The following is a 26798-nucleotide window of genomic DNA, read 5'->3' as shown; positions in this document are numbered from 1 at the left end:
CGGATCTATGTCGACGGGATCGCCATGGTGCAGCTGCTCGGACCGCAGGACCGGCTGCTTCGGATGCTCGAGAAGGAGCACACCGAGGTGCAGGTGCTCGTGCGCGGCAACGAGATCACCCTGACCGGTGCGGCCGCACCCGTCGCCGCTGCGAAGACCCTGGTGGAGGAACTGCTCACGATGACCAGAGACGGCTACGATCTCGCGCCGAGCGATGTGCAGAGCTCCGCCCGCATGCTGCGGCAGGAGGGCGGCCCGCGACCGAGCGAGGTGCTCGGCGAGGCGATCCTGTCGACGCGCGGCCGTGTGATCCGCCCGAAGACCGAGGGGCAGAAGGACTACGTCGACGCGATCGAGGAGAACACGATCGTCTTCGGCATCGGCCCCGCGGGAACGGGGAAGACCTACCTCGCGATGGCGAAGGCCGTGCAGGCGCTGCAGCGCAAGGAGGTCACCCGCATCATCCTCACGCGTCCGGCCGTGGAGGCGGGGGAGCGGCTCGGGTTCCTGCCGGGCACGCTCAACGACAAGATCGACCCGTATCTTCGCCCGCTCTACGACGCCCTCAACGAGATGATGGATCCCGATGTCGTCCCCCGGCTCATGGCGACGGGGACGATCGAGGTCGCGCCGCTCGCCTATATGCGAGGCCGCACGCTCAACGACTCGTTCGTCGTGCTCGACGAGGCGCAGAACACCACCCCCGAGCAGATGAAGATGTTCCTCACCCGTCTCGGCTTCGGCACGAAGATGGTCGTCACCGGAGACATCACGCAGGTGGACCTGCCGCAGGGAGCATCCGGCCTCCGTCTCGTCACGCGCGTGCTGGACGACATCGAGGACATCCACTTCGCCCGCCTCACCAGCGCCGACGTCGTGCGTCACTCCCTGGTCGGCCGGATCGTGGATGCGTACAGCGAGTACGACGAGCAGCGCACGGCGCAGCGCGCGGAGCGCGAGCAGGCCCACGAGTTCGCGAATCGCGCGGAGCGCCGTGCAGGGTTGCGCCCCGGTCCGAGGGACCGCGCGCCGAAACGAGGACACTCATCATGATCGAGATCAACAACGAATCGGCCATCGAGGTCGACGAGACGGTGCTGCAGCGCCTCACGGACTACAACCTCGCCCAGCTGCACGTCAGCGCTGACGCGGAAGTCGCGATCGTCCTGGTCGACGAGGGCGCCATGGAGGCCCTCCACGTGCAGTGGATGGACGAACCGGGGCCGACCGACGTGCTCAGCTTCCCGATGGACGAGCTGCGCCCCGGCACCGAGGACCGCCCGACGCCTCCCGGGCTGCTCGGGGACATCGTGCTGTGCCCGCAGGTCGCCGAGACCCAGGCGCAGGCCGCCGGCCACACCCTGATGGACGAGCTCATCCTCCTCACGACCCACGGGCTGCTGCACCTGCTCGGATACGATCACGCCGAACCCGAAGAGGAGCGTGAGATGTTCGGGCTGCAGAAGGCGCTGATCCAAGGGTTCGCGCGCGTCGAACACGGCCGATGACCGAGATTCTCCTGCTTCTGGGCGCCGTCCTGCTGGTCGCGTTCGGCGGACTCATGGCGTCCATCGACGCCGCGTACAGCGTCACCTCGCGCGGTGATCTCGCCGAGATGGCGTCCGAGGGACGCAGGGCGCAAGCCCTCTCCCGCATCGCCGACGATCTGGACGCCCACGTCAACGCCATCGCGTTCATCCGCGTCCTCGTGGAGGTGACCGCCGCGGTGCTCGTCACCGTCGCGTTCACGATCATGTTCGAGAACCTCTGGTGGGCCATGCTCGCCGCGGCGATCCTCATGACGGGCATCACCTTCGTCCTGGTCGGCGCGAGTCCGCGCACGTTCGGACGACAGCGCTCGGAGGGCATGATCCGCGGCACGGCGTCGATCGTCCGCGGACTGCGCCTCATTCTCGGTCCGATCGCCCAGGGCCTGGTCGTGCTGGGCAACAAGGTCACCCCTGGGACAGGACGCAGCTCGTTCGCGAATGAGGATCAGCTCCTCAGCATGGTCGACGAGGCGGCCTCGAACGATCTCATCGAAGAGGACGACCGCGACCTCATCCACTCCGTGTTCGATTTCACAGACCAGTTCGTGCGCGCCGTCATGGTGCCGCGCACCGAGATGGTGACGGTCGATGCCGAGGCCACGAACAGCGAGGCGATGGCCCTGTTCCTGCAACGCGGCGTATCGCGGATGCCGGTGGTCGATGATGACGCGGACGACGTCGTCGGCGTGCTCTACCTCAAAGACCTGGTCCAGTTCGCGTATCGCGACGACAGCGCCTGGCGCACGGCGTCGATCCGACCGATCGCGAGGCCTGCCACCTTCGTGCCGGAGTCGATGCGGGCGGAGACGCTGCTGCAGCAGATGAAGCGCGATGCGGTGCACGTCTGCCTCGTCATCGACGAGCACGGCGGCATCTCCGGCCTCGTCACGCTCGAGGATCTGATCGAAGAGCTCGTCGGGGAGATCTCCGACGAGTACGACCACGCCGCTGCGGAGGTCGTGGAGCTGGGCGATGGCCGCTACCGTGTCAGCGCGCGGTTGTCGTTGGACGACGTGGGCGATCTCTTCGGCATCGAGCTCGAGGACGAGGACGTCGACTCGATCGGCGGGCTGCTCGGCAAAGCCGTCGATCAGATCCCGCAACCGGGGGTGACGGCGACGATCGACGGGCTCGTCCTGACCGGTGGCGCATCACGCGGCCGGGGCAGGGGCATCGCCACGGTGTTCGTGGAACGGGCGGCCGGCACCAATGAGGACACGCACGATGGAGAGACACGATGACTGAGATCACCCGCAGCGGATTCGCGACCTTCGTCGGGCGTCCCAACGTCGGAAAGTCCACCCTGACGAACGCTCTGGTGGGCGAGAAGATCGCCATCACCAGCGAGAAGCCGCAGACGACCAGGCGCGCCATCCGCGGCATCCTGAACCGTCCTGCAGGTCAGCTCGTGATCGTCGACACCCCAGGGATCCACAAGCCCCGCACGCTGCTCGGAGAGCGACTCAACGACCTCGTGGAGCAGGTGCTGGGCGATGTCGATGTGATCGGCTTCTGCGTGCCGGCGACGGAGAAGGTCGGGCCGGGCGATCGCCGGATCGCGGCGTCGCTGGACGGATACGGACGCGCGAAGAAGGTCGCGATCGTCACGAAGACCGACATCGCCGATCGCGACCAGATCACCGAGCGCCTGATCGAGGTCGATGCACTGCGCGAGGACTGGGCCGCCGTCATACCGTTGTCCGCGCTCACGCGCGAGCAGCTCGATGTGCTCACCGATGAGATGCTCGCGATGATGCCGGAGGGTCCTGCGCTGTACCCCGAGGGGATCACGACCGACGAGTCCCAGGAGGATCGGATCGCGGAGATGATCCGCGAAGCCGCGCTGGAGGGCGTGCGCGATGAGCTGCCGCACTCGATCGCAGTGGTCATCGACGATGTGGCTCCACGCGAGAACAGCGATCTCACCGATGTCCACGCCCAGATCGTCGTCGAACGCGACAGCCAGAAGGCGATCATCATCGGTCACAAGGGCAAGCGCCTGGCGGATGTCGGCAAGCGTGCCCGCGTCGGGATCGAAGAGCTGCTCGGCACCAGGGTCTTCCTCGCGCTGCATGTGAAGGTCGCCAAGGAATGGCAGCGCGACCCGAAGCAGCTGGGCAAGCTCGGGTTCTGACGTGGCGAAGCACTGGGTCGCGACGCGGCCGGGAACACCCGACACGTGGGAGCTCGTCGAGTACGACGTGGGCGCGCCTGGCCAGGGCGAGGTCACCGTCCGCGTGCATGCGGCCGGGATGAACCCCTCGGACTACAAACGCGTCGCAGCGAACGCGACCGTCGAGTTCCCGTTCCCCATCGGCGGTGAGATCTCGGGCGAGATCACGGCTATCGGCCCGGACACCGTGATCGGCTCCGGCGCCGCGCAGGCGGGCGACGAGGTCATCGCCTACCGAGTCAAGGGCGGATATGCCACCGAGCTCACGATCCCGGCGGAGAAGGCGTTCGCAAAGCCCACGAACCTCACCCACGCGGCCGCAGCGAACCTCCTGCTCGCCGGCACGACCGCCAGGGAGATGCTCGTCCTGACGGCCGCTGAGGCGGGGGAGACCATCCTGCTGCACGGGGCATCCGGTGCAGTGGGTGTGAGCGTGCTGCAGCAGGCCGCGCACCGCGGGATTCACGTGATCGGCACGGCCAGCGAGGCCCGTTTCGACGAGGTGCGTCGTTTCGGCGGTACGCCGATCGCCTACGGGGAGGGCCTCGTCGAGCGCGCGCGTGCGGTCACGGACGCTCCGATCGTCGCCGCGCTGGACGCCGTCGGCACGGACGAAGCCGTCGACGCATCACTGGAACTCGTGCGCGATCGTGAACGCATCGTCACGATCGCAGCAGCTCGGCGTGCGGAACGTGACGGCTTCCGCTGGATCGCAGGGGTATTGCCGGACAGCCAGCGTTTTCGCGACAGCATCCGCGGCGAACTCGTGGCTCTCGCGCAGCAGGGACTCCTCGAGGTGCCGGTCGCTCGCACCTATCCGTTGGCCGATGCGCGCGAAGGCGTACGTCTTCTGGCTGAGGGCCATCCCGGTGGAAAACTCGCACTCATCGTGTGACGCGGTGCGTGAGCATGATCACACCCTGCTAGCATGACCACATGCCATTCGGCGGACTGCTTCTTCTTAGCTGCCGCGACGAGTCCTCAAACTAGGGCCTTCCTCGTCGCGGCGCTTGTGTTGGCCCGATCATTCTGACGAAGAGAAGAAGCCCATCATGCACAACTCCCAGCGCCCGTCCGCGATGCCGATCCACAAGTACCGGCCGTTCCACGAGCTCATCACCGTCGATCTTCCCGACCGCACCTGGCCGTCGCAGCGCATCACCGAAGCACCCCGCTGGTGCGCGGTCGATCTGCGCGACGGCAATCAGGCGCTCATCGATCCGATGTCGCCGGAGCGCAAGCGCGTCATGTTCCAGCTGCTGGTCGACATGGGATACAAGGAGATCGAGGTCGGTTTCCCGTCCGCCAGCCAGACGGACTTCGATTTCGTGCGTCAGCTGATCGAAGAGGACCTCATCCCCGACGACGTCACCATCCAGGTGCTGACCCAGGCGCGTGAGCACCTGATCGAGCGCACCTACGAGTCGATCGCCGGCGCGAAGCAGGCCATCGTGCACCTGTACAACTCCACCAGCATCCTGCAGCGCGACGTCGTGTTCCGCACCGACAAGCAGGGCATCATCGACATCGCTCTCGAGGGCGCACGTCTGTGCCGCGAGTACGAGAAGCGCATCCCCGAAACTCAGGTCTACTACGAGTACTCGCCGGAGAGCTACACGGGGACCGAGCTCGAGTTCGCCCTCGACATCTGCAATCAGGTCATCGAGGTCTTTGAGCCGACGCCGGATCGCAAGGTCATCATCAATCTGCCCGCCACGGTCGAGATGGCCTCGCCGAACGTCTACGCCGACTCGATCGAGTGGATGAGCCGTCGCCTCGCCCACCGCGAGAACATCATCCTCTCGCTGCACCCCCACAACGACAGGGGCACGGCGATCGCCGCGGCGGAGCTCGGGTACATGGCCGGTGCCGATCGCATCGAGGGCTGCCTGTTCGGCAACGGCGAGCGCACCGGCAACGTCGACCTCGTCGCCCTCGGCATCAACATGTTCACGCAGGGCATCGACCCGCAGATCGACTTCAGCGACATCGATCAGGTCAAGCGCACAGTCGAGTACTGCAACCAGCTGCCGGTGCCGGAGCGCAGCCCCTGGGCGGGAGATCTCGTCTTCACCGCTTTCAGCGGCTCGCACCAGGACGCCATCAAGAAGGGCTTCGAGGCGATGGCCGCCGAGGCGAACGCCGCGGGCAAGACGGTCGATGAGATCGAGTGGGCGGTGCCGTACCTGCCGATCGACCCGAAGGACCTCGGCCGCTCGTACGAGGCCGTCATCCGCGTCAACTCGCAGTCCGGCAAGGGCGGCGTCGCCTACCTGCTGAAGACCGACCACGCGATCGACCTGCCCCGCAAGCTCCAGATCGAGTTCTCCGGCGTCGTGCAGTCGAAGACGGACGCCGAGGGCGGTGAGGTCACCAGCGACCAGATCTGGTCGATCTTCAACGACGAGTACCTCCCGTCGGATGACGCCGATGCGAAGTGGGGTCGCTTCGAGCTGCTCGCGACGCAGACGCGCAGCGACATGTCGGGCGACGTCGTGCTCGATGTCACCCTCCGTGACGAGGAGCAGCAGCACACGGTGTCCGGCCACGGCAACGGTCCCGTCGCCGCGTTCGTGGAGGTGCTGCGCGCTCAGGGCTTCGACATCACGGTCTACGACTACGTCGAGCACGCTCTCAGCTCGGGCGGTGACGCGCAGGCCGCGGCCTACGTCGAGCTCCAGGTGGGCGACGAGCGCCTGTGGGGTGTCGGTATTGACGGCGACATCTCCACGGCGAGTCTGAAGGCGATCGTCTCCGGTGTGAACCGTTCGATCCGCACCCGTCAGTCGGAGCTCGCCGCAGTCTGAACCGATCGTGCGCTACGGCTTCACGATCGGGATGGCGCCGGTCTCTGCCGCCACCTTGCGGCGGTAGAGACGGCGCTGCTCCGGCAGTGAGACGTCGAAGATCACGGCGAGCACACGGATCACCGCGGTCACCACGAGGCCGATGATGCCCGCGATCGTGATGCTGACGCCGAAGGCGTGCACAGTGACGATCACGCTGCACCCGAGAAGGGCGGCGACCGCGTAGAGCGAGCCGACGTGCATGATCGCGACGGGCAGCCCCATGATGACGTCGCGCAGGATGCTGCCGCCCACAGCGGCGCATGCGCCGATGAAGACCGCAGGCACGGGCGGAACACCCAGACCGAGTGCCTTGCTGGTGCCAAAAGCACCGAACATTCCGATGACGACGGCATCGAGACCCACGATGACGGCGTTCGCCCGGTTCAGGAGACCGGCCAGCAGCATGCCGATGATGGCGGCGCCACCGGCGGCGATGAGATACCAGTTGTTCTGCAGCGTCGCCGGTGGCTGTCCGAGCAGGAGATCGCGGATGAGGCCGCCGCCCATTCCGATGAGGATGCCGATGATCGCCACTCCGAGCAGGTCGAGTCGTCGCTGGCCCTGGAACCCGGAGGCGAACATCGCCCCCTGGATGCCGCCCAGGCCGACGCCGAGAAGGTCCGCCCAGAGCGGAATGGTGAAGAGCGGTTCGGTCACGCATCCATTCTGTCGTGGACGGAGGATAATCGGACAGTGCCCACCTATCGAGATGAAGCGGTGATCCTGCGCACTCACAAGCTGGGTGAGGCGGACCGGATCGTCACCATGCTCTCTCGGCGCAACGGCAAGATCCGCGCCGTCGCCAAGGGGGTGCGGCGCACGTCGTCGAAGTTCGGCTCTCGGCTCGAGCCCTTCATGGTCGCCGATCTGCAGCTGTATCAGGGCCGTTCGCTCGACATCGTGCAGCAGGCGGAGTCGCTGGGCGCGTACGGCGCCGACATCGCTGCGCACTACGACCGGTTCACATCGGCGAACGCGATGGTGGAGACGGCCGACCGTCTGAGCGACGCCGAGGCGACGCCGGAGCAGTACCTGCTGCTCGTCGGCGGCCTCCGTGCGCTCTCTCGCGGCGAGCACGCCCCGCGCAGCATCCTGGACTCCTACCTGCTGCGGGTGATGGCGCTCTCGGGCTGGGCGCCTTCGCTCAGCGATTGCGCGCGGTGCGCCGCGCCAGGTCCTCACACGCACTTCGTCGGCCAGCTCGGCGGCCTCGTGTGCCCGAACTGCGCCCCCGCAGGCAGCCCCCGCGTGTCGCAGTCCACGCTGCAGTTGCTGCGCGCCCTCATGCAGGGGGAGTGGGAGGCTGTCGATGCGGCACCGCACGCGGAGACCGCCGCCGCATCCGGGCTCGTGTCTGCATATGCCCAGTTCCACCTCGAACGCGGCATCCGCTCGCTCGCCCATGTCTCAGACTCGTCTCGAGAGGACGCGCGTTGACCCCGAAGCCGTACACGCACAAGGACGCCGTCGCGTACCGTCCGCTGGATTGGACCGGCGTGCACCCGCCCGCGTTCGCCAAGGTGCCGGAGCACGTGGCCATAGTGATGGACGGCAACGGTCGCTGGGCCAACAAGCGTGGCCTCACCCGGATCGAGGGGCACAAGGCCGGTGAGGAGGTACTGCTCGACGTCGTCGCCGGCGCCATCCAGGCAGGGGTGAAGCACCTGTCGGTCTATGCGTTCTCGACCGAGAACTGGGCGCGCTCGCCCGAAGAGGTGCGCTTCCTGATGGGATACAACCGCGACGTGCTGCATCGTCGGCGCGACCAGCTCAACGAGTGGGGCGTGCGCATCCGCTGGGCAGGGCGGAAACCGCGACTGTGGGGATCGGTGATCAAAGAGCTCCAGCGCGCCGAGGATCTCACGAAGGACAACGACGTGCTGACCCTCACGATGTGCGTGAACTACGGCGGGCGCGTCGAACTGGTCGATGCCATGCGCTCACTGGCGACCGAGGTGGCGGCGGGCCGGCTCAAGCCGAAGGCGATCACCGAGAAGATGATCGGCCGGCAGCTGTACGTGCCGGAGATCCCTGATGTGGATCTGTTCCTTCGCAGCTCCGGGGAGCAGCGCACCTCGAACTTCCTGCTGTGGCAGTCCGCGTACGCGGAGATGGTGTTCCTCGACACGCTCTGGCCCGACTTCTCCCGCCAGGAGCTTTGGCGCGCGATCGAGATCTACGTGTCGCGCGATCGCCGCTTCGGCGGTGCGGTGGACGCACCCTCCGCCTGAGCCTCGCCACGGGCCCTCAGCCAGCGTTCCGTCTCGCGCGGATGCGTGAGACGCACGATCGTGAGATGCGGAAAGCGCTCTCGGACGTCCGGCATCTTGGCCCTCCAGTACCCCAGCGTCTTCGTCTGCCACGCGAGGATGTTCTCCTCGGGTTCGCGGGTCGCCAGCAGCTTCCAGATCGGCTTCTCGACGTTGCCGTTGTACACCTCGGTGCGCAGGATGCTGCGGCCGAGAGTACGACGGATCAAACGGGAGCGCACCACCCGATACGGATAGTCCAGCCAGACAACCAGCTCGGCACGCGGCGCGAGGATCTCGTCGGTGCCCTTGGAGGTGTACTGCCACTCGGTGATCCAGCGGTCCGTCGCGGCGAACGAGCGGACATCGTCGAGGAACTCAGGGCGGGGCATCCAGTCCGGGCCGTGGAAGAGCGCATCGATCTCGATGTGCTCGAGCGACCAGGTCTCTGCCAGACGGCGTGCGAGTGTCGTCTTCCCCGAGCCGGTGACGCCGGCGATCAGCACGCGCTCGGGGCGGAAGGGGAGCGGATCGTCGGCCGAGAGCATCCGAAGATGCTACCAACGGAATACTCGCGCCATCGAGAAGGTTCCAACAGAGGTGAGCCAACCTATCTCGATCGACATCTGGTCCGACATCGCCTGCCCCTGGTGCTACATCGGCAAGCGCAATCTCGAAGCAGGCCTCGCAGCCGTCGCGGGAGACGAGGATGCTCCTGAGGTCTCGGTGACCTTCCACTCGTTCGAGCTCTCGCCCGACACCCCTGTCGACTTCGACGGCGACGAGATCGACTTCCTCGCCGGGCACAAGGGCATGCCTCGCGAGCAGGTGCAGGGCATGCTCGACAACGTCACCGGCATCGCGAAGAACGCCGGTCTGGAGTACCGCTTCGACCTCTTGAAGCACACGAACACGGTCAAGGCGCACGAGCTGCTGCACCATGCCAAGGCCAACGGTCTGCAGCACGAGATGGAGGAGCGCCTGATGTCGGCGTACTTCACCGAGGGCAAGCACGTCGGCCGCATCGACGATCTCGTCGAACTCGCCGTCGAGGTCGGGCTGGATGCCGATGAGGCCCGCGCGGCGCTCGCGAGTGACCGGCACCTTCCCGCCGTCCGACAGGACCAGGCGCAGGCGCGTGCCTACGGCATCCAGGGCGTGCCGTTCTTCGTGATCGACGGCCAGTACGGAATCAGCGGTGCGCAGCCTCCGGAGACGTTCGAGAACGTGCTGCGCGATCTCTGGGCAAAGCGCGGCGACAGCGAAGCCGTGACGGCCGATCAGGAAGAAGCCGCGGTCTAGCGGACCAGGGCGCCCTCGATCGCCTCGACGATCTCGGGGGCGTCCGGCTTCTGCTTCGGACGGAAGCGCTTGACGGAACCGTCCGGCAGCACGAGGAACTTCTCGAAGTTCCATTCCACGCGGCCGGCCTTGCCACCGGCATCCTGCGTCTCCTTGAGAGCCTTGTAGAGCTCGGTGGCGTTCCTTCCGTTGACCTTGACCTTGTCGTTCACGGGGAAGGTCACGCCGTACGTGGTGGAGCAGAACTCCAGGATCTGCTCCATGGAGCCCGGTTCCTGACCCATGAACTGGTTGCTCGGGAATCCGACGACGCTGAAGCCGCGGTCGCCGTAGGTGCGCTGCAGCTGCTCGAGCTGCTCGTACTGCGGCGTGAGACCGCATTTCGACGCGACGTTGACGACGAGCAGCACCTCGGCGCCGAAGTCGTCGAGCGTCTTCTCAGCGCCTGTCGCGTCGGTGAAGGGGATCTGGCGGACACTGGTTTCGCTCATATCCACAGCCTATGACGCGTTGCGGCGCCGAGGGCCGCAGGGGTGGGAGAATGGAAAGGATATGACTCTCGCTTCTGCCCCCGCTCGCGCCCTGCGCATCGGTCCGATCGACCTCGACGTGCCGGTCGTCCTCGCTCCCATGGCGGGCATCACGAACACCGCGTTCCGCCTTCTGTGCCGTGAGTACGGCGCGGGTCTCTACGTCAGCGAGATGATCACGTCGCGGGCGCTCGTCGAGCGCAACGACACGACGATGCGGCTCATCCGCCACCACGAGAGCGAGACGCCGCGGTCGATCCAGCTGTACGGCGTCGACCCCAAGACGATCGCCGAGGCCGTGCGGATCATCGTGGCCGAAGACCACGCCGACCACGTCGATCTGAACTTCGGATGCCCCGTTCCCAAGGTCACCCGCAAGGGCGGGGGAGCCGCGCTGCCGTGGAAGAGCAGCCTCTTCGCGGAGATCGTCGAGCAGGCGGTGAAGGCCGCCGGTGACATCCCCCTGACGGTCAAGATGCGCAAGGGCATCGATCCCGACCACCTGACGTTCCTCGACGCTGGCCGTGCCGCAGAGGATGCCGGCGCCGCCGCGGTTGCGTTGCACGCCCGCACGGCGAGCGAGTTCTACTCCGGCCACGCCGATTGGAACGCTATCGGCGAGCTGAAGCAGGCCGTCACCAGCATTCCCGTGCTCGGCAACGGAGACATCTGGTCGGCGGACGACGCCGTGCGCATGATGGCCGAGACCGACTGCGACGGCGTCGTGGTCGGGCGCGGATGCCTCGGCAGGCCGTGGCTGTTCGGCGACCTCGCCGCGGCGTTCGGAGCGGAGTCGCGCCCTGTCGACGCGACCCTCGGGTTCGTCGCTGACGCGTTCCGTCGGCACGCGCAGCTGCTCGTCGAGTTCCTCGACGATGAAGACCACGGATGCCGCGACATCCGCAAGCACGTCGCCTGGTACTTCAAGGGCTATCCGGTGGGAAGCGACATCCGCACGGGGCTCGCCACCGCGCAGAGCCTCGCGCACATCGACGACCTCCTCGGCCAGCTCGATCGGGATGCGCCGTACCCCGGAGCGGATGCCGAGGGTCAGCGCGGTCGTGCCGGTCGGCCCAAGCGCCCCGCGCTGCCCGACAAGTGGCTGGAGTCGCGCGAGGTCGCCGCCGACACCGGCGAGATGCTGCGCGGAGCGGAGATCGAGAACAGTGGTGGTTGATCGCTCGACCGCTGAGCCCGTCGAAGCGTCGGGCACCGCGCGCACCGACGGCTACGAAGCGCGCGACACCGCACGATTCTTCAGCGAGCAGCATCGTTCCGAACGCGACGATTTCGCGCGAGACCGTGCACGTGTGCTGCATTCGGCCGGGCTTCGCCGTCTGGCCGCCAAGACGCAGGTGCTCAGCCCCGCGAGCACAGCCGACTTCGCCCGCAACCGGCTGACCCACTCGCTCGAGGTCGCCCAGGTCGGTCGAGAGCTCGCCGTCGCTCTCGGCGTCTCGGCGGACGTCGTGGACACCGCCTGCCTCAGTCACGACCTGGGGCATCCGCCCTTCGGGCACAACGGCGAGCGCGCACTGAACGAGTGGGCCGAGCCCATCGGCGGGTTCGAGGGGAATGCGCAGTCCCTGCGCATCCTCACCCGTCTGGAGGCGAAGGTCCTCGACGCCGACGGGCACTCCGTCGGCCTCAACCTCACCAGGGCGAGCCTCGACGCGACCTGCAAGTATCCGTGGAGGGTCGACAGCCCGATCCCCGATCCTGGCGGACGCCTGAAGTTCGGCGTGTATCCCGAGGACGAGGAGGTGTTCCGCTGGATGCGCGAAGGGGCCCCCGGGCGCCTGCGGTGCATCGAGGCGGAGATCATGGATCTCTCCGACGACATCGCGTACTCCGTGCACGACTTCGAGGACGCGATCGTCAACGGCTATCTCGATGTCGCGGTGCTGTCGGACCCGAAGGAGCACGATGCGCTGGTCGGGCGCATCCAGCAGTGGGTCGGCTATGACTTCACCAGGGAAGAACTCGCCGATGCGCTGTACCGCCTGACGACTCAGCCGATGTGGCTGGGATCGTTCGATCGTTCCCGGCGCGACCTCGCCGGCCTGAAGAACCTCACCAGCGACCTGATCGGCCGGTTCGCGCGCGCCGCGGTCGCAGCCACGCGTGAGACGTACCGCGGCCCTGTGCTCGCCCGCTACAGCGCGCACGTGGTCGTGCCGCGCGTCGTCGAGGCCGAGATCGCCGTGCTCAAGGGCATCATGGGCCAGGCCATCGTCACGATCGATGCGCGCAAGGGCGTCTACAAGGAGCAGCGCCGCGTGCTCAAGCGGCTGGCGGATGCGCTCTGGTCGACGGATGCCCTGTGGACCGCGGGCGCCGACGTGCTCGAACCCGCGTACGCCGCCGACTTCCATGACGCGTCCACGGATGCGGAGCGCGCTCGAGTGGTCGTGGACCAGATCGCCAGCCTCACCGACCAGACGGCGCTGGACTGGCACAGCCGTCTCGTGGGGGATGTCGATCCCGCCGAGGTCGGCATCTGGTCTCCGCGCCACGTCCGGCCCCGGCCGCGCGGTCACGAGCCCGAGCATGCCGTCGCCGAAAGGGCGCGCTGATGCCGAGGATCCGGCAGGCCGACGTCGATGAGGTCAAGGCCCGCACGAACATCGGTGACATCGTGGGTGAGCGCGTCGCACTGAAATCCGCCGGTGTCGGCTCGCTCAAGGGTCTGTGCCCTTTCCACGACGAGAAGAGCCCCAGTTTCCACGTCAGGCCGCAGGTCGGCTACTACCACTGCTTCGGCTGCGGCGAGTCGGGTGACGTGTACTCGTTCCTGCGCGAGATGGACCATGTCAGCTTCACGGAGGCCGTCGAACGCCTCGCCGGCCGCATCGGGTACACGCTGCACTACGAGGACGGCGGCGCCGCACCTGAGAACAGCGGTCGCAGCCGGCTCTACGCAGCCAACACCGCTGCGGCGGAGTTCTTCCGCGGGCAGCTGCTGTCGGCCGAAGCGGAGACCGGTCGGAAGTTCCTCGGCGAACGCGGGTTCGACGCCGGTGCCGCAGCCCATTTCGGCGTGGGATACGCGCCGCGCGGCTGGGACGGGATGATGAAGGCCCTCACCGCGCAGGGCTTCACCCGTGATGAGCTGCTCGCGGCCGGGCTCGTGTCGCAGGGGCAGCGCGGCGTGTACGACCGGTTCCGCGGTCGTCTGGTGTGGCCGATCCGCGATGTGACCGGCCAGACGATCGGTTTCGGCGCACGCAAGCTCTACGACGACGACCAGGGGCCGAAGTACCTGAACACCCCCGAGACGATCATCTACAAGAAGGCGCAGGTGCTCTACGGGCTCGACCTGGCCAAGCGCGACATCTCGCGCGGCGACCCGCGCAGGGTCGTGGTGGTCGAGGGGTACACCGACGTCATGGCGTGTCACCTCGCAGGTCTCACGACCGCCGTCGCGACCTGTGGAACGGCGTTCGGCGCCGAGCACATCAAGGTGCTGCGCCGCGTGATGGGCGACGACAACGCCTCGGGTGAGGTCGTCTTCACGTTCGACGGTGACGAGGCGGGGCAGAAGGCGGCGCTGCGCGCCTTCACGGAGGACGACCGCTTCAACGCGCAGACCTTCGTCGCCGTCGCACCGAACGGCCTCGACCCGTGCGATCTGCGGCTGCAGCGCGGCGACGCGGCGGTGCGCGGGCTCATGGACGCGAAGGTGCCGATGTTCGAGTTCGCGATCGACCGGCGGCTCGCGGGATTCGATCTCGCGACGGTCGAGGGGCAGGTCGGCGCGCTGCGCGCCGCAGCGCCGATCGTCGCCGAGATCCGCGATCGTCTGCTGCGGCCGGGGTACGAACGCGTGCTCGCACGGCGCTTGGGCATGGACCCCACCGAGGTGCGCGCCGAGGTCGAGCGCGCGGCACGCGGTGCGAGTCACGCGTCCGCGCGACGTGAGACCGCCGAGCCTGCAAAGGAGAGCGCGGAGCCGGCGGCGGTCGCGCCCGTCACCCTGGCCGGCCTGCCCCGCACGGCCGACGTCGCGCTCGAGCGCGGCGCGCTGATGGGGGCGCTCCAGTACGGTCATCAGGTCGATCAGGAAACGCTGACCCGCGCATTCGAGGTGCCGTTCCGCCACCCGGCACTGGAGGCGATCCGCGAGGTCATCATGGCCGCGCAGGACCGCACTCGGGTCGGCTGGGCGATGGATGCCGTCAACGCCGTGCGCGAACCTTACCGCTCGCTCGCGGGGGAGTTGCTGATGTCGCCGTTCCCCGCACGCGACGAACAGGGTGCCGTCGCCTCGACGGCGGATCTCTGTCGCCGTATGATCCTGCGAGGCCTCGATCGCGAGAAGAACGAGCTGCTCGGAGCCGTGCAGAGAGTGCCAGCCGATTCCGACGGGGGCCGAGCGCTGCGGATGCGACTGAGAGATCTCGACATCGAGCGCCAGCGCTTCACCGAGTCGTAACGGCTCGGATCACCGATTCAGGGGAGGATGGAACCCATGTCCCGCACGCACCACTCCTCCCACGCGATCGAATGCTCCGACCTGGTCATAGATCGCATCGGACACGGCGCCCCCACGCGTGCCGTCGACGGGGTGACGTTCGCGCTGTCCCCTGGAGAGCTCATCTGCGTCGCCGGTCCCACCGGATCCGGCAAGTCGACGCTGGTCGCGGCGCTCGCAGGTTCGACGGACCCGTCGGTGCGCATCGTCGGCGGAACCGCCGAGGTCTGCGGCGTGAACGTGCGCAAGCCTGGCCGCCGGCACCGTGAGCTGACCTATCTCACCGGCTTCATCCCGCAGAGCGCCGGTGCGGATCTGCCGCCCACACTCACGGTGAGCGAAGTGATCGCGGAGCCGATCCTGATCCGTGAGAAGCGCGTCAACAGCAAGGCTCTCTCGATCCGCATCGCGACACTGCTGGACGAGCTGCATCTGCCGCTGGGCACTGCGGCGAAGTTCCCGTACGAACTCAGCGCCGGGATGCGTCAGCGGGTCGCGATAGCCAGGGCGTTCGTGCTGGAGCCGCGGGTGCTGATCGCCGACGAGCCGCTCGCGAACCTCGATCTCGAAGTGCGCCCGGTGGTGTTCGACGCGATCACCCGTCGTCGCAAGGAGCAGGGGATGGGCGCGCTGCTCGTCACGAATGACGCCGCCTTCATCCGTGAGCTCAACGCGGAGACCCTGATGCTCCGCGCCGGTCATGTGGTCGCCCGCGGAGTGGGAAAGGACCTGCTCTGGGTCCCCAACGCCGAGGCAGACTCGCTCGGCCGCTGACCTGCGACCGACACGCCCGAGAAGGGTTCCCGGTGTCACGACCACCCTCGGGTGTTTGCTAAGATTGTGGAGTTGCTTCGGCGACATCGCCTGATCCCCAATAGCTCAATTGGCAGAGCAGCCGACTGTTAATCGGCAGGTTATTGGTTCGAGTCCAATTTGGGGAGCCAGATCAGTAGGCCCCGTCATGACGACGGGGCCTACTGCTTTCCGCGGTGCTCCCGGCACTCGATGGGAGGTTTTCGCGCGTGCGCGGGGTCCGAGACGTGCGAGAATCTCCCGTCGGCCGCCGCAAGACATGGCGGAAGCGCAGAAGAGGTCCCATCCTGTCGGACGGGACCTCTTCTCAGTCAGGAGCGGATCAGCGCGCGGCGCCCTCGAGCGTTCCGGTGACCTCGAGCGAAGCCTGCGGGTCCTCGGGGTCGGGCTCGTAGATCACGCACTGCACGAGGCGGTCGTCGGCCTGGGTCCAGGTGTCTTCGGTGGGGGTGAGCCACCAGAAGTCGAGTGCGGAATCGTAGTAGTCGATGCCGACGAACTCGCTGAACGCGGGGACGCACTGCGCCTCGACCTCGGCGGTGATCTCCTCGTCGGTGGGAAGGTCGCCTTCCGGGAGGTCGAACTCGAAGAAGACCTCGTCGGCGTGCGGTTCGGAGCAGGGGACGACGTCGGCGTCGGTGATCTCGCCGGAGGTGTCGCTCGCGGGCATGCAGTCGCCGACCTTGAGGGAGAAGATGTCGATCGTGTCGCCCTCGGTGACCTCACCGGTCTCTTCATCGCGCTGAGCGTCGTTGCCGCCGCCCACGATGAGGTTGTTGAGCGCGCTGCAACCGCTGAGCGCGATGCTCAACGCGACGGCGGTTCCAGCGAGTGCCAGCGCTCGTCGATTGCGCAGTTTCATCATGTGAGTTCCCCTCCGAGGACTTTGTCTGCAGCGGGCACCGATGTCCCGCCCCCAACCGGAACCGTACTCATCCTGAACCTGAGGCGCAACTTTGAATTCGTTATGCAGAAGCTGTACGTCTTCAGGCGTCGAGGTCGTCGACTCCCGGCATCCAACTCGCGCCGGGCTTGCCCCAGCCGCGCTTGCGGGCGATCTTCTGCACCGTCTTCCAGTCGCCGTCCGAGAGCCTGTCCACATAGAGGATGCCGTCGAGATGATCGAACTCGTGCTGCATGATGCGGGCTCGCCACCCGTCCACCTCGATCCGCACGTCTGCGCCGTCCAGATCGGTGGCGGTCACGAGCACGCGGTCCGCCCGGCGCAGCGGGAACCGCTCACCGGGAAAGGACAGGCAGCCCTCGGACTCCTCGTCCGGGTCGGGAACGCCGGGTTCCGGGGGAGACATCCACAGCACGGGGTTGATGAGCACACCTCGCCACGGCTGATCATCGTCGTCGACGTAGGAGTAGGTGTAGATGCGAAGGGGCACACCGACCTGAGGGGCCGCGAGACCGACACCGGGTGCGGCATCCATCGTCTCGAACATGTCGGCGACGAGGGTGCGGATGTCGTCGTCTATCTCGCCGACGGGCGATGCGGGGGAGTGCAGAACGGTGTCGCCCATGATGCGAATCGGTAGAACAGCCACGCCACAACCCTACTGCGGGCCAAGTGCCCGGTAGTGTTTCAGTGTGAGTGCGGGCGCGTGGATGTCAGGGGCGGAAGTCGGCGACCAGCTTGTCGGTGCCTTCCAGAACCCGGGGTTGCTTCTCGGCATTCCTCTCGCGCTGGCCGGTGCGGTGTTCATGTCGCTCGGAGCGCAGTACCAGCACCGCGGAGTCGAGAAGGTCGAACGCCTCAGCGGCGCCGACGGCGCGAGCGGGCTGAGCGTCGAGCAGCTCAAGCGACTGCTCACCCGTCCGTCATGGATCCTCGGGACGCTCATGCTGGGTCTCGCGATCGTGTGCCAGCTCGCGGCGCTGTCCGTCGCGCCGCTCATCGTCGTGCAGCCGCTCGGAGCCATCGCGCTCGTGATCACCACGCTGCTCAACGCACGGGTCTCGGGGCACTCGCCGACCAGAAGATCGCTCATCGCCATCGGGGCGTGCGTCGGCGGCATCTTCATCTTCGTGTTCTTCGCGGCGATCTTCGCCGTCGAGCAGGACATCACAGATCGCGAGCTCTTCGTGATCCTGGCGATCCTGCTGGTCGTGATCATCGTGCTCGGCGGATGCTGGCTGATCCTGCGCCACCGGATGCGGGCACTGTTCTACGTCGTCGGGGCCGGAATCCTCTACGGGTTCGTGGCGACGCTCGCCAAGGCCGTTATCAAGCGCGTCCAGGCCGAGGAGTTCGACTGGGTGACGCTGGTGTGCGTGATCGCCCTGATCGCGGCGTCGGCGGTGGGGGCGTACTTCGTCCAGACCGCCTACAGCTCCGGACCACCCGACCTCGTGATCGCCGGATTGACGGTCGTCGACCCGATGATCGCGGTTTTGATCGGAATGCTCGTCCTCGGTGAGGCCGCTGCGGCGCCGCCATGGGTTCTGGTGTGCTTCGGCATCGCCGGTGCGATCGCCATCTGGGGAGTCGTCGGGCTCGCCAGGTATCACCCGCAGGTGCTCAGTGAGAGCCAGGAGCTCGGCATCACGCGGGGAAGCGGACCCTCGAACTCCACGGGCACGGCCACCGGGGAACGCGATCCCGGCCGCGACCCCGGATCAGCACCGGAACGCGATCAGTAGGCCTGGTCGATGAGGTCTTCCGAGACCTCTGAGGCCGCAGCCTGATCGACGAAGAAGATCGTGCGCTTGCGCCCCTTCGCGCCCGCTGCGGGCACGTTGGTGTAGCTGGCGCCGGCGAGGGCCAGGCCCAGGGCGGAGGCCTTGTCCGCCCCGGTGAGCACCAGCCAGACGCGCTTGGAGGAGTTGATCACCGGACGCGTCAGCGTGACGCGCTCCGGCGGCGGCTTCGGAGAGTCGCGCACCGGCAGCGCCGCCGCATCCGTCTCCGTCACCTCGGAGCGATCGGGGAACAGCGAGGCGATGTGTCCGTCCGGTCCGACGCCGAGGAAGCACACCGCGAACGACGGCCAGTCATGCTCCTCGTCACCGAACCTGGCGAGTTCCGAGGCATAGGCCTGCGCGGCTTCGTCGAGCGTCATACCGTCATCGGCAGCGGCGATCTCATGGATGTTCTGCGCAGGCACTTCGATACGATCCAGCAGCGCCTCGCGGGACTGCAGCGCGTTGCGGTCCTGATCGGTGCGGGCGACGAAGCGTTCGTCACCCCACCAGAAGTGCACGAGCGACCAGTCGATCCGGTCGACCTTCGGATGCGCGGCGACGGCGCGAAGGACCGTGCTCCCCATCGACCCCCCAGTGAGGGCGATGTGGGCGATCCGGCCGTTCTTCGTGCGCGCCTTCACACGGGTCAGGAAACGATCCGCGACCCGTTCGGCGACGGCTGCAGGCGTCGCCTCCACGACGACCAGCTTCTCGGCAGAAGATGCCTGCATGTCGCTCACTCTCCGGTCTCGGGCGGACCCAGCTTCTCCCAGCCCTCGGTGATGACTCGACCGTACAGGACGTCGGGGTCCAGACGACGCAACTCCTCCGCCAGGCACTCCCTGAGGGTGCGGCGCGGCAGGTGCAGGTCGTGCTCAGGCTGTCCCGGCTGCGTGAGGACGGCATCGCCGGGGACCGGTCGCTGCAGCAGGATGTCGCCGCTCGAGCGGGTGAGCCGGACGGATTTGATGCCTTCGTCCCACTCCTCGCGCTTCTCGTACGCCCAGCGGACGGGGACGTCGAGGGCGAGCTGGAGCCACGCCGCGAGCAGCGCGGTGGACGGCGAGGATGCCGCGCCGCGCACCTCGACGGTCGTGACCTCCTCGAACGGCGGCTGATCGAGCACGGCGGCGAGCTGCTCGCGCCAGTGCGTCAGACGCGTCCACGCGAGGTCGGTGTCACCGGGGGCGTGCGAACGCCCGAGGGACTCGATCTGCGCACGCACGTCGATGGCGGTGGCGGCGTCGGTGATGCGGCGCTGCGCGATGCGCCCGAGGGGCGTTGCGGAGGGCTCTTCCGGCGCGTCATCCGGCCACCAGGCCACGACGGGCGCGTCCGGGAGCAGAAGACCGGTGAGGAGGCTCTCCTGGTTGCTCGCCGCGTCGCCGTGCGCACGGAGCACGACCACTTCGCTCGCGCCGGCGTCGCCGCCGACACGGATCTGGGCATCGAGTCGTGCGTCACCGTCGCGCTCGGACAGCACGATGACCCGCATCGGGTGCTCGCGGGACGCGTCATTTGCCGCTTCGATGGCCTCTTCGGCCATGTCCTCGCGTGCGGCGATGACCAGCGTGAGCACGCGGCCGAGGGCGACGGCGCCGCCCTCCTCGCGCAGCTTGACGAGGTGCTTGGCGACCTGGCTGACGGTCGTATCGGGAAGGTCGATGATCACGGTCGTCTCCAGACTCGTCCGTCGCGGGCCAGGAGGGCGTCGGCGGAAGCCGGACCCCACGAACCGGGTGCGTACTGCTCCACCGGTGTGTCCTGCGATGCCCAGTACTTCTCCACCGGGTCGAGGATCTTCCAGGACAGCTCGACCTCTTCGTGGCGGGGGAACAGCGGCGGGTCGCCGAGAAGCACATCGAGGATGAGCCGCTCATACGCTTCAGGGCTGGCTTCGGTGAAGGCGTGACCGTACCCGAAGTCCATCGTCACGTCACGCACGTTACTGCCCGCGCCCGGCACCTTGGAGCCGAACCGGATCGTGACGCCCTCGTCGGGCTGCACGCGGATGACGAGCGCGTTCTGACCGAGCTCGGCAGTGTTCGAGCGTCCGAACAGGTGCTGCGGCGCGCGCTTGAACACCACGGCGATCTCGGTGACGCGGCGTCCGAGGCGCTTGCCGGTGCGCAGGTAGAACGGGACGTCGGCCCAGCGCCGCGTGTTGATGTCGAGCTTGACGGCGGCATAGGTCTCCGTCGATGACTCCGGGCTCATCCCGTCCTCATCGAGGAATCCGGTGACCTGCTCGCCACCCTGCCATCCGCCCGCGTACTGACCGCGTGCTGTGGCGAGCGAGAGATCCTCGGGGAGGGTCACCGCGGCGAGGACCTTCTCCTTCTCCGCACGCAGGTGCTCTGCGCTCAGGCTGATCGGCTCCTCCATCGCGGTGAGCGCGAGCAGCTGCAGGAGATGGTTCTGGATGACGTCGCGTGCAGCGCCGACGCCGTCGTAGTATCCGGCGCGACCGCCGACGCCGATGTCCTCGGCCATCGTGATCTGCACGTGGTCGACGTAGTTGCGGTTCCAGATCGGCTCGTACAGCTCGTTGGCGAAGCGCAGAGCGAGGATGTTCTGCACCGTCTCCTTGCCGAGATAGTGGTCGATCCGGAATATCGCATCAGCCGGGAACGCGACTTCGAGCGCCTCGTTCAGATCACGAGCCGATTCGAGGTCGTGGCCGAACGGCTTCTCGATCACGACGCGCCGCCACCGCTCATCGCCTTCGTCATCGCCGACCAGCCCGGATTCCTTCAGCTGCTTCGTGACGACGGGGAACGACTTCGGCGGGATCGAGAGGTAGTACGCGTGGTTTCCCATCGTGCCGCGTTCGACGTCGAGCTTCTCGACGGTCTCGCGCAGTTTCACGAACGACTCGGGGTTGTCGAACTCGCCGGAGACGAAGCGGATGCCCTGCAGCAGCTGCTGCCAGGTCTCCTCACGGAACTCGGTGCGCGCGTGCTGCTTCACCGCGTCGTAGACGACCTGGGCGAAGTCCTGATCCTCCCAGTCGCGGCGTGCGAAGCCGACGAGGGCGAAGCCTGGTGGCAGCAGCCCTCGGTTCGCCAGGTCGTACACGGCCGGCATGAGTTTCTTGCGCGACAGGTCGCCGGTCACGCCGAAGATCACCAGCGCGCTGGGACCTGCGATGCGATTGAGGCGACGGTCGTCTGGGTCGCGCAGCGGGTTCTGGCCGCGTGATACGGGAACGGTCATCGGCGGGGGATTCTCCTACGACTACTTCTGGGCGGCTTCGAAGAGGGCGAGCACGTCGGCCGAGTCCTCTGTGATCGTCAGAGAGACGACGGGACGACCGTGCTCGGCGAGCACACCGGCGTCGCCGGCAGCCTGCGCCTGGATGAGCTGTCCGAACGTGAACGGACGCTCGGGGATCTCGAGATCGACGTCGGTGCGCTCCAGGATCTGCAGGAACACGCCCTGTGCGGGACCGCCCTTGTGATACTGGCCGGTCGAATGCAGGAAGCGTGGTCCCCATCCGAACGTGGTCGGGCGACCGGAGTCGGCGGCGACCAGTTCGCGCAGGCCCTGCAGCTGCGGCAGCTCCAGGCGGTTGACGTACGCCTGGATCGACACGTAGCCGTCCTCCGGCAACTGGGCCCACAGGGCGTCCAGCACGGCCTCGATGTTGCCCGACACCGCGAGCGCGGGATCCGACACGCGCACCTCGATGCCGCTCTCGACGAACGCGGGAGCAGTGGGCTCGGGGCGCGCATCCAGAAGACCACGGGTGGCGACCTTGGCGGACTCGACGTCGGGCTGGTTGAACGGATCGATGCCGAGCAGGTGCCCGGCGATCGCCGTCGCGTACTCCCAGACGATGAGGTTCGCACCGAGCGACCCGCTCACGAGAACCTCGCCCTCGTGACGTTCGCGCAGGTGGAACTCGTTCGCGTCGTCGACCAGGCGCACGATCTGCAGGTCGGCCGGAACAGCATCCAGCTCCGGCGAGACCGGCAGCAGCACGACGGGCAGGATGCCGGTGCCGTCCTTGCCGGTGGACTCCGCGATCAGCTGCTCGATCCAGTCCGGCAGACCGTTGATGTGCGTGCCGTCGGTGATCAGGCCGAGCTTGTCGCGTCGCGGGGTCGTGCCGGCGATCGCCGCGCCGAGGCGCAGGGCCGGGTTGTCCGCAGCGTCGACGGCGACCTGGAGCAGCGTGGCCTCGGCCTCGTCGAGCAGCTCTGAGATGTCGGCGCCGGCGAGCCCGGACGGCACCAGGCCGAAGGCCGTGAGCGCCGAATAGCGGCCGCCGACGTTCGGGTCGGCGTTGAACACGCGGTACCCGGCCTCGCGGGCGGATGCATCCAGCGGCGAGCCTGGGTCGGTGACGACGACGATCCGCTCCACGGGGTCGATGCCCAAGTCGCGGAACGCCGTCTCGAAGGTGCGACGCTGGGAGTCGGTCTCGACCGTGGACCCCGACTTCGACGACACGACCAGCACGGTCTGCTCGAGACCCTCATCCAGTGCGGCGAGCACCTGGCCCGGCGCAGTCGAATCGAGGATCGTGAGCGCGACACCCGCGGTCTGCGTGATCACCTCTGGCGCGAGCGACGATCCGCCCATACCGGCGAGCACGACGCGGGTGACGCCCTTGGAATGCAGTTCATCGCGAAGTGCGACGATCTCAGGAACGAGCGGCCGTGACACCGAGACGGCTTCCACCCAGCCGAGACGCTTGGCGGCCTCCTCTTCGGCGGCCTCGCCCCAGAGCGTCGAGTCGAAGCCCGTGATGCGCGATGCGATGAGATCGCCGACCAGTCGGGGGACGACCGCGTCGATCGCCGACTTCGCGGCGCCCGACGCGTGGATCGAGAACGTCATCGCTGCGCCTCGAGCCCCTCGGCGACCTGGGTGAGCAGGTCGTGCCAGGAGTCGATGAACTTCGCGACGCCCTCGTCCTCGAGCACCTGAGTGACATCGGCGAAGTCGACGCCGACCTTCTCGAGCCCGGCGAAGACCTCACGGGCCTCCTCGTAACCGCCGGTGATCGTGTCGCCGGTGATGACACCGTGATCGAACGTCGCCTCGAGCGTCTTCTCCGGCATCGTGTTGACGACGCCCTCCGCGACGAGCTCGGTGACGTACAGCGTGTCGGGCAGCGCCGGGTCCTTGACGCCGGTCGAGGCCCACAGTGGGCGCTGCAGGTTGGCGCCGGCGTCCAGGAGGGTCCTTGCACGATCGCCGGCGAACGTCTTCTCGAAAAGCTCGTAGGCGAGCCGCGCGTTGGCGAGGCCTGCCTTGCTCTTGAGGGCGAGCGCCGCATCCGTGCCGATGGCCGAGAGGCGCTTGTCGGTCTCGGTGTCGACCCGCGACACGAAGAACGAGGCGACCGAGTGGATCGTCGACAGGTCGATGCCGGCGGCCTTGGCCGTCTCGAGACCCGTGAGATACGCGTCGATGACGTCGGCGTAGCGGTCCAGGCTGAAGATCAGGGTGACGTTGACGCTGATGCCCGCACCGATCGCCTCCGCGATGGCCGGAAGGCCGGCCTTGGTCGCCGGGATCTTGACGAGCAGGTTCGGGCGGTCGATCTCCGCCCACAGCTGCTTGGCCTGTGCCACGGTGCCCTCGGTGTCGTGTGCGAGGTCGGGTGAGACCTCGATCGAGACGCGGCCGTCCACGTGCCCGGACTTCTCCCACACGGGGCGGAAGACGTCCAGTGCTGCACCGACGTCCTGCGTGGTGGCCGCGAACACGGCTTCCTCGGCAGTCGCACCCGATGCGGCCAGTTCGGTGACCTGCGCGTCGTACGACGTGTCGTCGGGGTTGGTGATCGCCCCGGCGAAGATGGTCGGGTTCGTGGTGACACCCACGACGTTGCGGGACTCGATCAGCTCCGCGAGATTTCCGGAGTTGATCCGGGTGCGGGAGAGGTCATCCAGCCAGATGCTGACGCCTGCGGCTGCGAGGTCTGCGGTGGGGGTGCTCATGCGTTCTCCTTGACAGTTGCGCGTGCCGCCTCGACGACGGCCTCGGCGGTGATGCCGAACTCCTGGAACAGTGTCTTGTAATCGGCGGATGCGCCGAAGTGATCGATCGCGACCGAGCGACCCTTGTCTCCGACGATGCCGCGCCAGGTGAGCGCGGAGCCCGCCTCGACGGACACTCGAGCGGTGACGGCTGCAGGCAGCACCGACTCGCGGTACGCGGCGTCCTGCTCCTCGAACCACTCCAGCGACGGAGCCGACACGACGCGGGCGTTGATGCCGTCAGCGGCGAGCGTCTCGCGTGCTGCGACGGCGAGCTGCACCTCGGATCCGGTCGCGATGAGGATGACGTCCGGGGTGCCGTTCGGCGCCTCGGCGAGCACGTAGGCGCCCTTGGTCGCGTTGTCGGCGGACGCGAACACGTCGCCGGATGCTGCGCCCTCTCCGCGCTCGAACACGGGGATGTTCTGACGGGTGAGGGCGATGCCTGCCGGCCCAGCGTGGCGGCGGAGGAGTTCGAGCCAGACGACCGAGGTCTCGTTCGCGTCCGCAGGTCGCACCACCGCGAAGTTCGGGATGGCGCGCAGCGTCGCGAGCTGCTCGATCGGCTGGTGGGTCGGGCCGTCTTCACCGAGCGCGACCGAGTCGTGCGTCCAGACGAAGATGCTCGGGATGTTCATCAGCGCGGCCAGTCGCACCGACGGGCGCATGTAGTCGCTGAAGATCAGGAACGTGCCGCCGAAGGCGCGCGTCGGACCGTGCAGGACGATGCCGTTGACGATCGCCCCCATGGCGTGCTCGCGGATGCCGAAGTGCAGCACGCGCCCGTACGGGTTGCCCGACCACTCGTGCGTCGACCACTCGGCCGGGATGAACGAAGGGGCGTTCTTGATCGTGGTGAGGTTCGATTCGGCGAGGTCGGCCGACCCGCCCCACAGCTCGGGAAGCTCGGCAGCCAGGGCGTTGATGACCTGGCCGGACGCGGCGCGGGTGGAGACTTCCTTGCCCGCCTCGAAGGCCGGCAGCGCGGCGGCGATGTCCGTCGGCAGGTCCTTGGCCAGGAGTCGGTCGAGCAGAGTCTTGCGCTCGGGGTTCGCGGCGGCCCACGCGTCGAAGGACTCCTGCCAGGCGGCACGGGCTTCGGAGGCGCGATCGGCCAGCGCGCGGGTGTGCGCGATGACCTCGTCAGCGACGACGAAGGTCTGCTCCGGGTCGAAGCCCAGCACCTTCTTGGTCGCCGCCAGCTCGTCTGCGCCGAGAGCCGAACCGTGGATCTTGCCCGTGTTCTGCTTGCCGGGCGACGGCCAGCCGATGATCGTCTTCAGGATGATGAGCGACGGCTTGTCCGTCTCGCCCTTCGCGGCCTCGACGGCGGCGGAGAGCTCAGCGAGGTCTTCGACGTACTCGCCGCTCTTCTTCCAGTCGACGGTCTGGACGTGCCAGCCGTACGCCTCGTAGCGCGCCGCGACGTCCTCGGTGAAGGCGACGTTCGTGTCATCCTCGATCGAGATCTGGTTGGAGTCGTAGAACGCGATGAGGTTGCCCAGCTGCTGGTGACCGGCGAGCGAGCCCGCCTCGCTGGTGACGCCTTCCTGCAGGTCGCCGTCACCGGCGATCACGTACACGAAGTGATCGAACGGGCTCGTGCCCTCGGCGGCCTCCGGGTCGAACAGGCCGCGCTCGTAGCGTGCCGCGTACGCGAAGCCGACGGCCGACGCCAGGCCCTGACCCAGCGGCCCTGTCGTGATCTCCACACCCTTGGTGTGGCCGAACTCGGGGTGACCCGGAGTCTTCGAGCCCCACGTGCGCAGCGACTTCAGGTCGTCGAGCTCGAGGCCGAAGCCGCCCAGGTAGAGCTGGACGTACTGCGTCAGGGAGGAGTGACCCGCGGAGAGGATGAATCGGTCGCGGCCGAGCCAGTCGGTGTCAGCCGGGTCGTGGCGCAGCACGCGCTGGTAGAGGAGGTAGGCGAGAGGAGCAAGGCTCATCGCTGTGCCAGGGTGACCGTTGCCGACCTTCTCGACAGCATCCGCCGCCAGAATCCGTGCGGTGTCCACCGCGCGCCGGTCAATCTCTTCCCACTGCAATTCCGACAAGGTCATGCCCTTTCCAACGGTTACGAGGGCGCCCGAATTCCCTGCGCCTCCGCAACGTCACGGACAGGAGCACAGCGCCGGGCGCGCGAGTGGTTTCAGCATAGCGGGGCACGGCGGAGG

The 26798-nt window shown here is 67.6% G+C and carries 25 protein-coding genes and 1 tRNA gene; 15 read left to right on the top strand and 11 right to left on the bottom strand.

Features of this window, described 5'->3' with window-relative positions:
- The first annotated feature begins 24 nt into the window (after nucleotides 1-24).
- From ACYVG2_RS14760 to leuA, 6 genes are all read left to right on the top strand, one after another.
- Nucleotides 25-1053: a PhoH family protein gene (locus ACYVG2_RS14760; protein WP_448966161.1), complete on the top strand. Its 1029-nt coding sequence runs from the start codon at nucleotides 25-27 to the stop codon at nucleotides 1051-1053.
- Nucleotides 1047-1508, top strand: coding sequence for an rRNA maturation RNase YbeY (gene ybeY, locus ACYVG2_RS14755; RefSeq protein WP_460781949.1), 462 nt, complete (start codon nucleotides 1047-1049; stop codon nucleotides 1506-1508). The genes ACYVG2_RS14760 and ybeY overlap by 7 nt, the downstream gene beginning before the upstream one ends.
- Entirely contained in the window at nucleotides 1505-2791 is a 1287-nt protein-coding gene (locus ACYVG2_RS14750) for a hemolysin family protein (protein ID WP_448965793.1), read from the top strand. The genes ybeY and ACYVG2_RS14750 overlap by 4 nt, the downstream gene beginning before the upstream one ends.
- On the top strand, nucleotides 2788-3684 hold the full coding sequence (gene era, locus ACYVG2_RS14745) for a GTPase Era (protein WP_448965792.1): 897 nt from the start codon (nucleotides 2788-2790) through the stop codon (nucleotides 3682-3684). The genes ACYVG2_RS14750 and era overlap by 4 nt, the downstream gene beginning before the upstream one ends.
- A 1-nt stretch (nucleotide 3685) precedes the next feature.
- Nucleotides 3686-4618: an NADP-dependent oxidoreductase gene (locus ACYVG2_RS14740; protein ID WP_460781687.1), complete on the top strand. Its 933-nt coding sequence runs from the start codon at nucleotides 3686-3688 to the stop codon at nucleotides 4616-4618.
- Nucleotides 4619-4775: 157 nt separating this feature from the next.
- Nucleotides 4776-6530 carry a 2-isopropylmalate synthase gene (leuA, locus tag ACYVG2_RS14735; RefSeq protein WP_460781685.1) on the top strand — a complete coding sequence of 585 codons (1755 nt, stop codon included), beginning with the start codon at nucleotides 4776-4778 and terminating at the stop codon, nucleotides 6528-6530.
- Between the two features lie 12 nt (nucleotides 6531-6542).
- On the opposite strand, the gene ACYVG2_RS14730 is transcribed toward leuA, so the two are convergent.
- Nucleotides 6543-7229, bottom strand: coding sequence for a trimeric intracellular cation channel family protein (locus tag ACYVG2_RS14730; RefSeq protein WP_448965789.1), 687 nt, complete (start codon nucleotides 7227-7229; stop codon nucleotides 6543-6545).
- A gap of 36 nt (nucleotides 7230-7265) precedes the next feature.
- Here ACYVG2_RS14730 and recO point away from each other — a divergent pair, with 36 nt between their 5' ends.
- Nucleotides 7266-8009 (top strand): DNA repair protein RecO, encoded by a 744-nt coding sequence (gene recO / locus ACYVG2_RS14725; RefSeq protein WP_448965788.1) that lies wholly within the window; start codon nucleotides 7266-7268, stop codon nucleotides 8007-8009.
- Nucleotides 8006-8803 carry an isoprenyl transferase gene (locus ACYVG2_RS14720; protein WP_460781684.1) on the top strand — a complete coding sequence of 266 codons (798 nt, stop codon included), beginning with the start codon at nucleotides 8006-8008 and terminating at the stop codon, nucleotides 8801-8803. Before recO ends, ACYVG2_RS14720 begins: the two co-directional genes overlap by 4 nt.
- On the opposite strand, the gene ACYVG2_RS14715 is transcribed toward ACYVG2_RS14720, so the two are convergent.
- Nucleotides 8749-9369: a P-loop NTPase family protein gene (locus tag ACYVG2_RS14715; RefSeq protein WP_460781683.1), complete on the bottom strand. Its 621-nt coding sequence runs from the start codon at nucleotides 9367-9369 to the stop codon at nucleotides 8749-8751. The two genes, ACYVG2_RS14720 and ACYVG2_RS14715, sit on opposite strands and share 55 nt — an antisense overlap.
- A 52-nt stretch (nucleotides 9370-9421) precedes the next feature.
- Between ACYVG2_RS14715 and ACYVG2_RS14710 the strand changes: the two genes are divergently transcribed.
- A complete protein-coding gene (locus ACYVG2_RS14710; RefSeq protein ID WP_460781682.1) occupies nucleotides 9422-10123 on the top strand; it encodes a DsbA family oxidoreductase in 702 nt (233 codons plus the stop codon).
- On the opposite strand, the gene ACYVG2_RS14705 is transcribed toward ACYVG2_RS14710, so the two are convergent.
- On the bottom strand, nucleotides 10120-10614 hold the full coding sequence (locus ACYVG2_RS14705) for a glutathione peroxidase (protein ID WP_460781681.1): 495 nt from the start codon (nucleotides 10612-10614) through the stop codon (nucleotides 10120-10122). The two genes, ACYVG2_RS14710 and ACYVG2_RS14705, sit on opposite strands and share 4 nt — an antisense overlap.
- A 61-nt stretch (nucleotides 10615-10675) precedes the next feature.
- Between ACYVG2_RS14705 and dusB the strand changes: the two genes are divergently transcribed.
- The 5 genes from dusB to ACYVG2_RS14680 all read left to right on the top strand — a co-directional run bounded on the left by dusB (nucleotide 10676) and on the right by ACYVG2_RS14680 (nucleotide 16071).
- Nucleotides 10676-11830, top strand: coding sequence for a tRNA dihydrouridine synthase DusB (gene dusB, locus ACYVG2_RS14700; protein WP_460781680.1), 1155 nt, complete (start codon nucleotides 10676-10678; stop codon nucleotides 11828-11830).
- Nucleotides 11823-13229 (top strand): deoxyguanosinetriphosphate triphosphohydrolase, encoded by a 1407-nt coding sequence (locus ACYVG2_RS14695; RefSeq protein WP_460781679.1) that lies wholly within the window; start codon nucleotides 11823-11825, stop codon nucleotides 13227-13229. Before dusB ends, ACYVG2_RS14695 begins: the two co-directional genes overlap by 8 nt.
- Nucleotides 13229-15088 carry a DNA primase gene (gene dnaG, locus ACYVG2_RS14690; RefSeq protein WP_460781678.1) on the top strand — a complete coding sequence of 620 codons (1860 nt, stop codon included), beginning with the start codon at nucleotides 13229-13231 and terminating at the stop codon, nucleotides 15086-15088. Before ACYVG2_RS14695 ends, dnaG begins: the two co-directional genes overlap by 1 nt.
- A gap of 36 nt (nucleotides 15089-15124) precedes the next feature.
- Entirely contained in the window at nucleotides 15125-15901 is a 777-nt protein-coding gene (locus ACYVG2_RS14685; protein ID WP_460781677.1) for an ATP-binding cassette domain-containing protein, read from the top strand.
- Between the two features lie 94 nt (nucleotides 15902-15995).
- Nucleotides 15996-16071: transfer RNA gene (locus ACYVG2_RS14680), tRNA-Asn, on the top strand.
- Nucleotides 16072-16262: 191 nt separating this feature from the next.
- Here the strand turns inward: ACYVG2_RS14680 and ACYVG2_RS14675 are convergent.
- The gene (locus ACYVG2_RS14675; RefSeq protein WP_460781676.1) at nucleotides 16263-16805 is read right to left on the bottom strand and encodes a septum formation family protein; all 543 of its coding nucleotides are present in this window, start codon (nucleotides 16803-16805) and stop codon (nucleotides 16263-16265) included.
- 121 nt (nucleotides 16806-16926) lie between these two features.
- On the bottom strand, nucleotides 16927-17493 hold the full coding sequence (gene def, locus ACYVG2_RS14670; RefSeq protein ID WP_460781675.1) for a peptide deformylase: 567 nt from the start codon (nucleotides 17491-17493) through the stop codon (nucleotides 16927-16929).
- A 61-nt stretch (nucleotides 17494-17554) separates the two neighbouring features.
- Here def and ACYVG2_RS14665 point away from each other — a divergent pair, with 61 nt between their 5' ends.
- Entirely contained in the window at nucleotides 17555-18589 is a 1035-nt protein-coding gene (locus ACYVG2_RS14665) for a DMT family transporter (protein WP_460781947.1), read from the top strand.
- Here the strand turns inward: ACYVG2_RS14665 and pgl are convergent.
- Genes pgl through tkt form a run of 6 tightly spaced genes read right to left on the bottom strand, consistent with a single transcriptional unit; the run spans nucleotide 18583 to nucleotide 26684 of the window.
- Complete coding sequence (gene pgl / locus ACYVG2_RS14660; RefSeq protein WP_460781674.1) at nucleotides 18583-19362, bottom strand: 6-phosphogluconolactonase; 780 nt, start codon at nucleotides 19360-19362, stop codon at nucleotides 18583-18585. The two genes, ACYVG2_RS14665 and pgl, sit on opposite strands and share 7 nt — an antisense overlap.
- A gap of 5 nt (nucleotides 19363-19367) precedes the next feature.
- The gene (locus ACYVG2_RS14655) at nucleotides 19368-20303 is read right to left on the bottom strand and encodes a glucose-6-phosphate dehydrogenase assembly protein OpcA (protein ID WP_448965773.1); all 936 of its coding nucleotides are present in this window, start codon (nucleotides 20301-20303) and stop codon (nucleotides 19368-19370) included.
- Nucleotides 20300-21847 carry a glucose-6-phosphate dehydrogenase gene (gene zwf / locus ACYVG2_RS14650; protein ID WP_460781673.1) on the bottom strand — a complete coding sequence of 516 codons (1548 nt, stop codon included), beginning with the start codon at nucleotides 21845-21847 and terminating at the stop codon, nucleotides 20300-20302. The genes ACYVG2_RS14655 and zwf overlap by 4 nt, the downstream gene beginning before the upstream one ends.
- A 21-nt stretch (nucleotides 21848-21868) precedes the next feature.
- Nucleotides 21869-23476: a glucose-6-phosphate isomerase gene (locus tag ACYVG2_RS14645; RefSeq protein WP_460781672.1), complete on the bottom strand. Its 1608-nt coding sequence runs from the start codon at nucleotides 23474-23476 to the stop codon at nucleotides 21869-21871.
- Nucleotides 23473-24585: a transaldolase gene (tal, locus tag ACYVG2_RS14640; RefSeq protein ID WP_460781671.1), complete on the bottom strand. Its 1113-nt coding sequence runs from the start codon at nucleotides 24583-24585 to the stop codon at nucleotides 23473-23475. Before tal ends, ACYVG2_RS14645 begins: the two co-directional genes overlap by 4 nt.
- Nucleotides 24582-26684: a transketolase gene (gene tkt / locus ACYVG2_RS14635; RefSeq protein ID WP_448965769.1), complete on the bottom strand. Its 2103-nt coding sequence runs from the start codon at nucleotides 26682-26684 to the stop codon at nucleotides 24582-24584. Before tkt ends, tal begins: the two co-directional genes overlap by 4 nt.
- Between the last annotated feature and the right edge of the window lie 114 nt (nucleotides 26685-26798).

This window comes from Microbacterium shaanxiense (assembly GCF_054779995.1).
The sequence above is the reverse complement of the archived record's forward strand: the minus strand, read 5'-3'. Positions and strand labels throughout refer to the sequence as shown.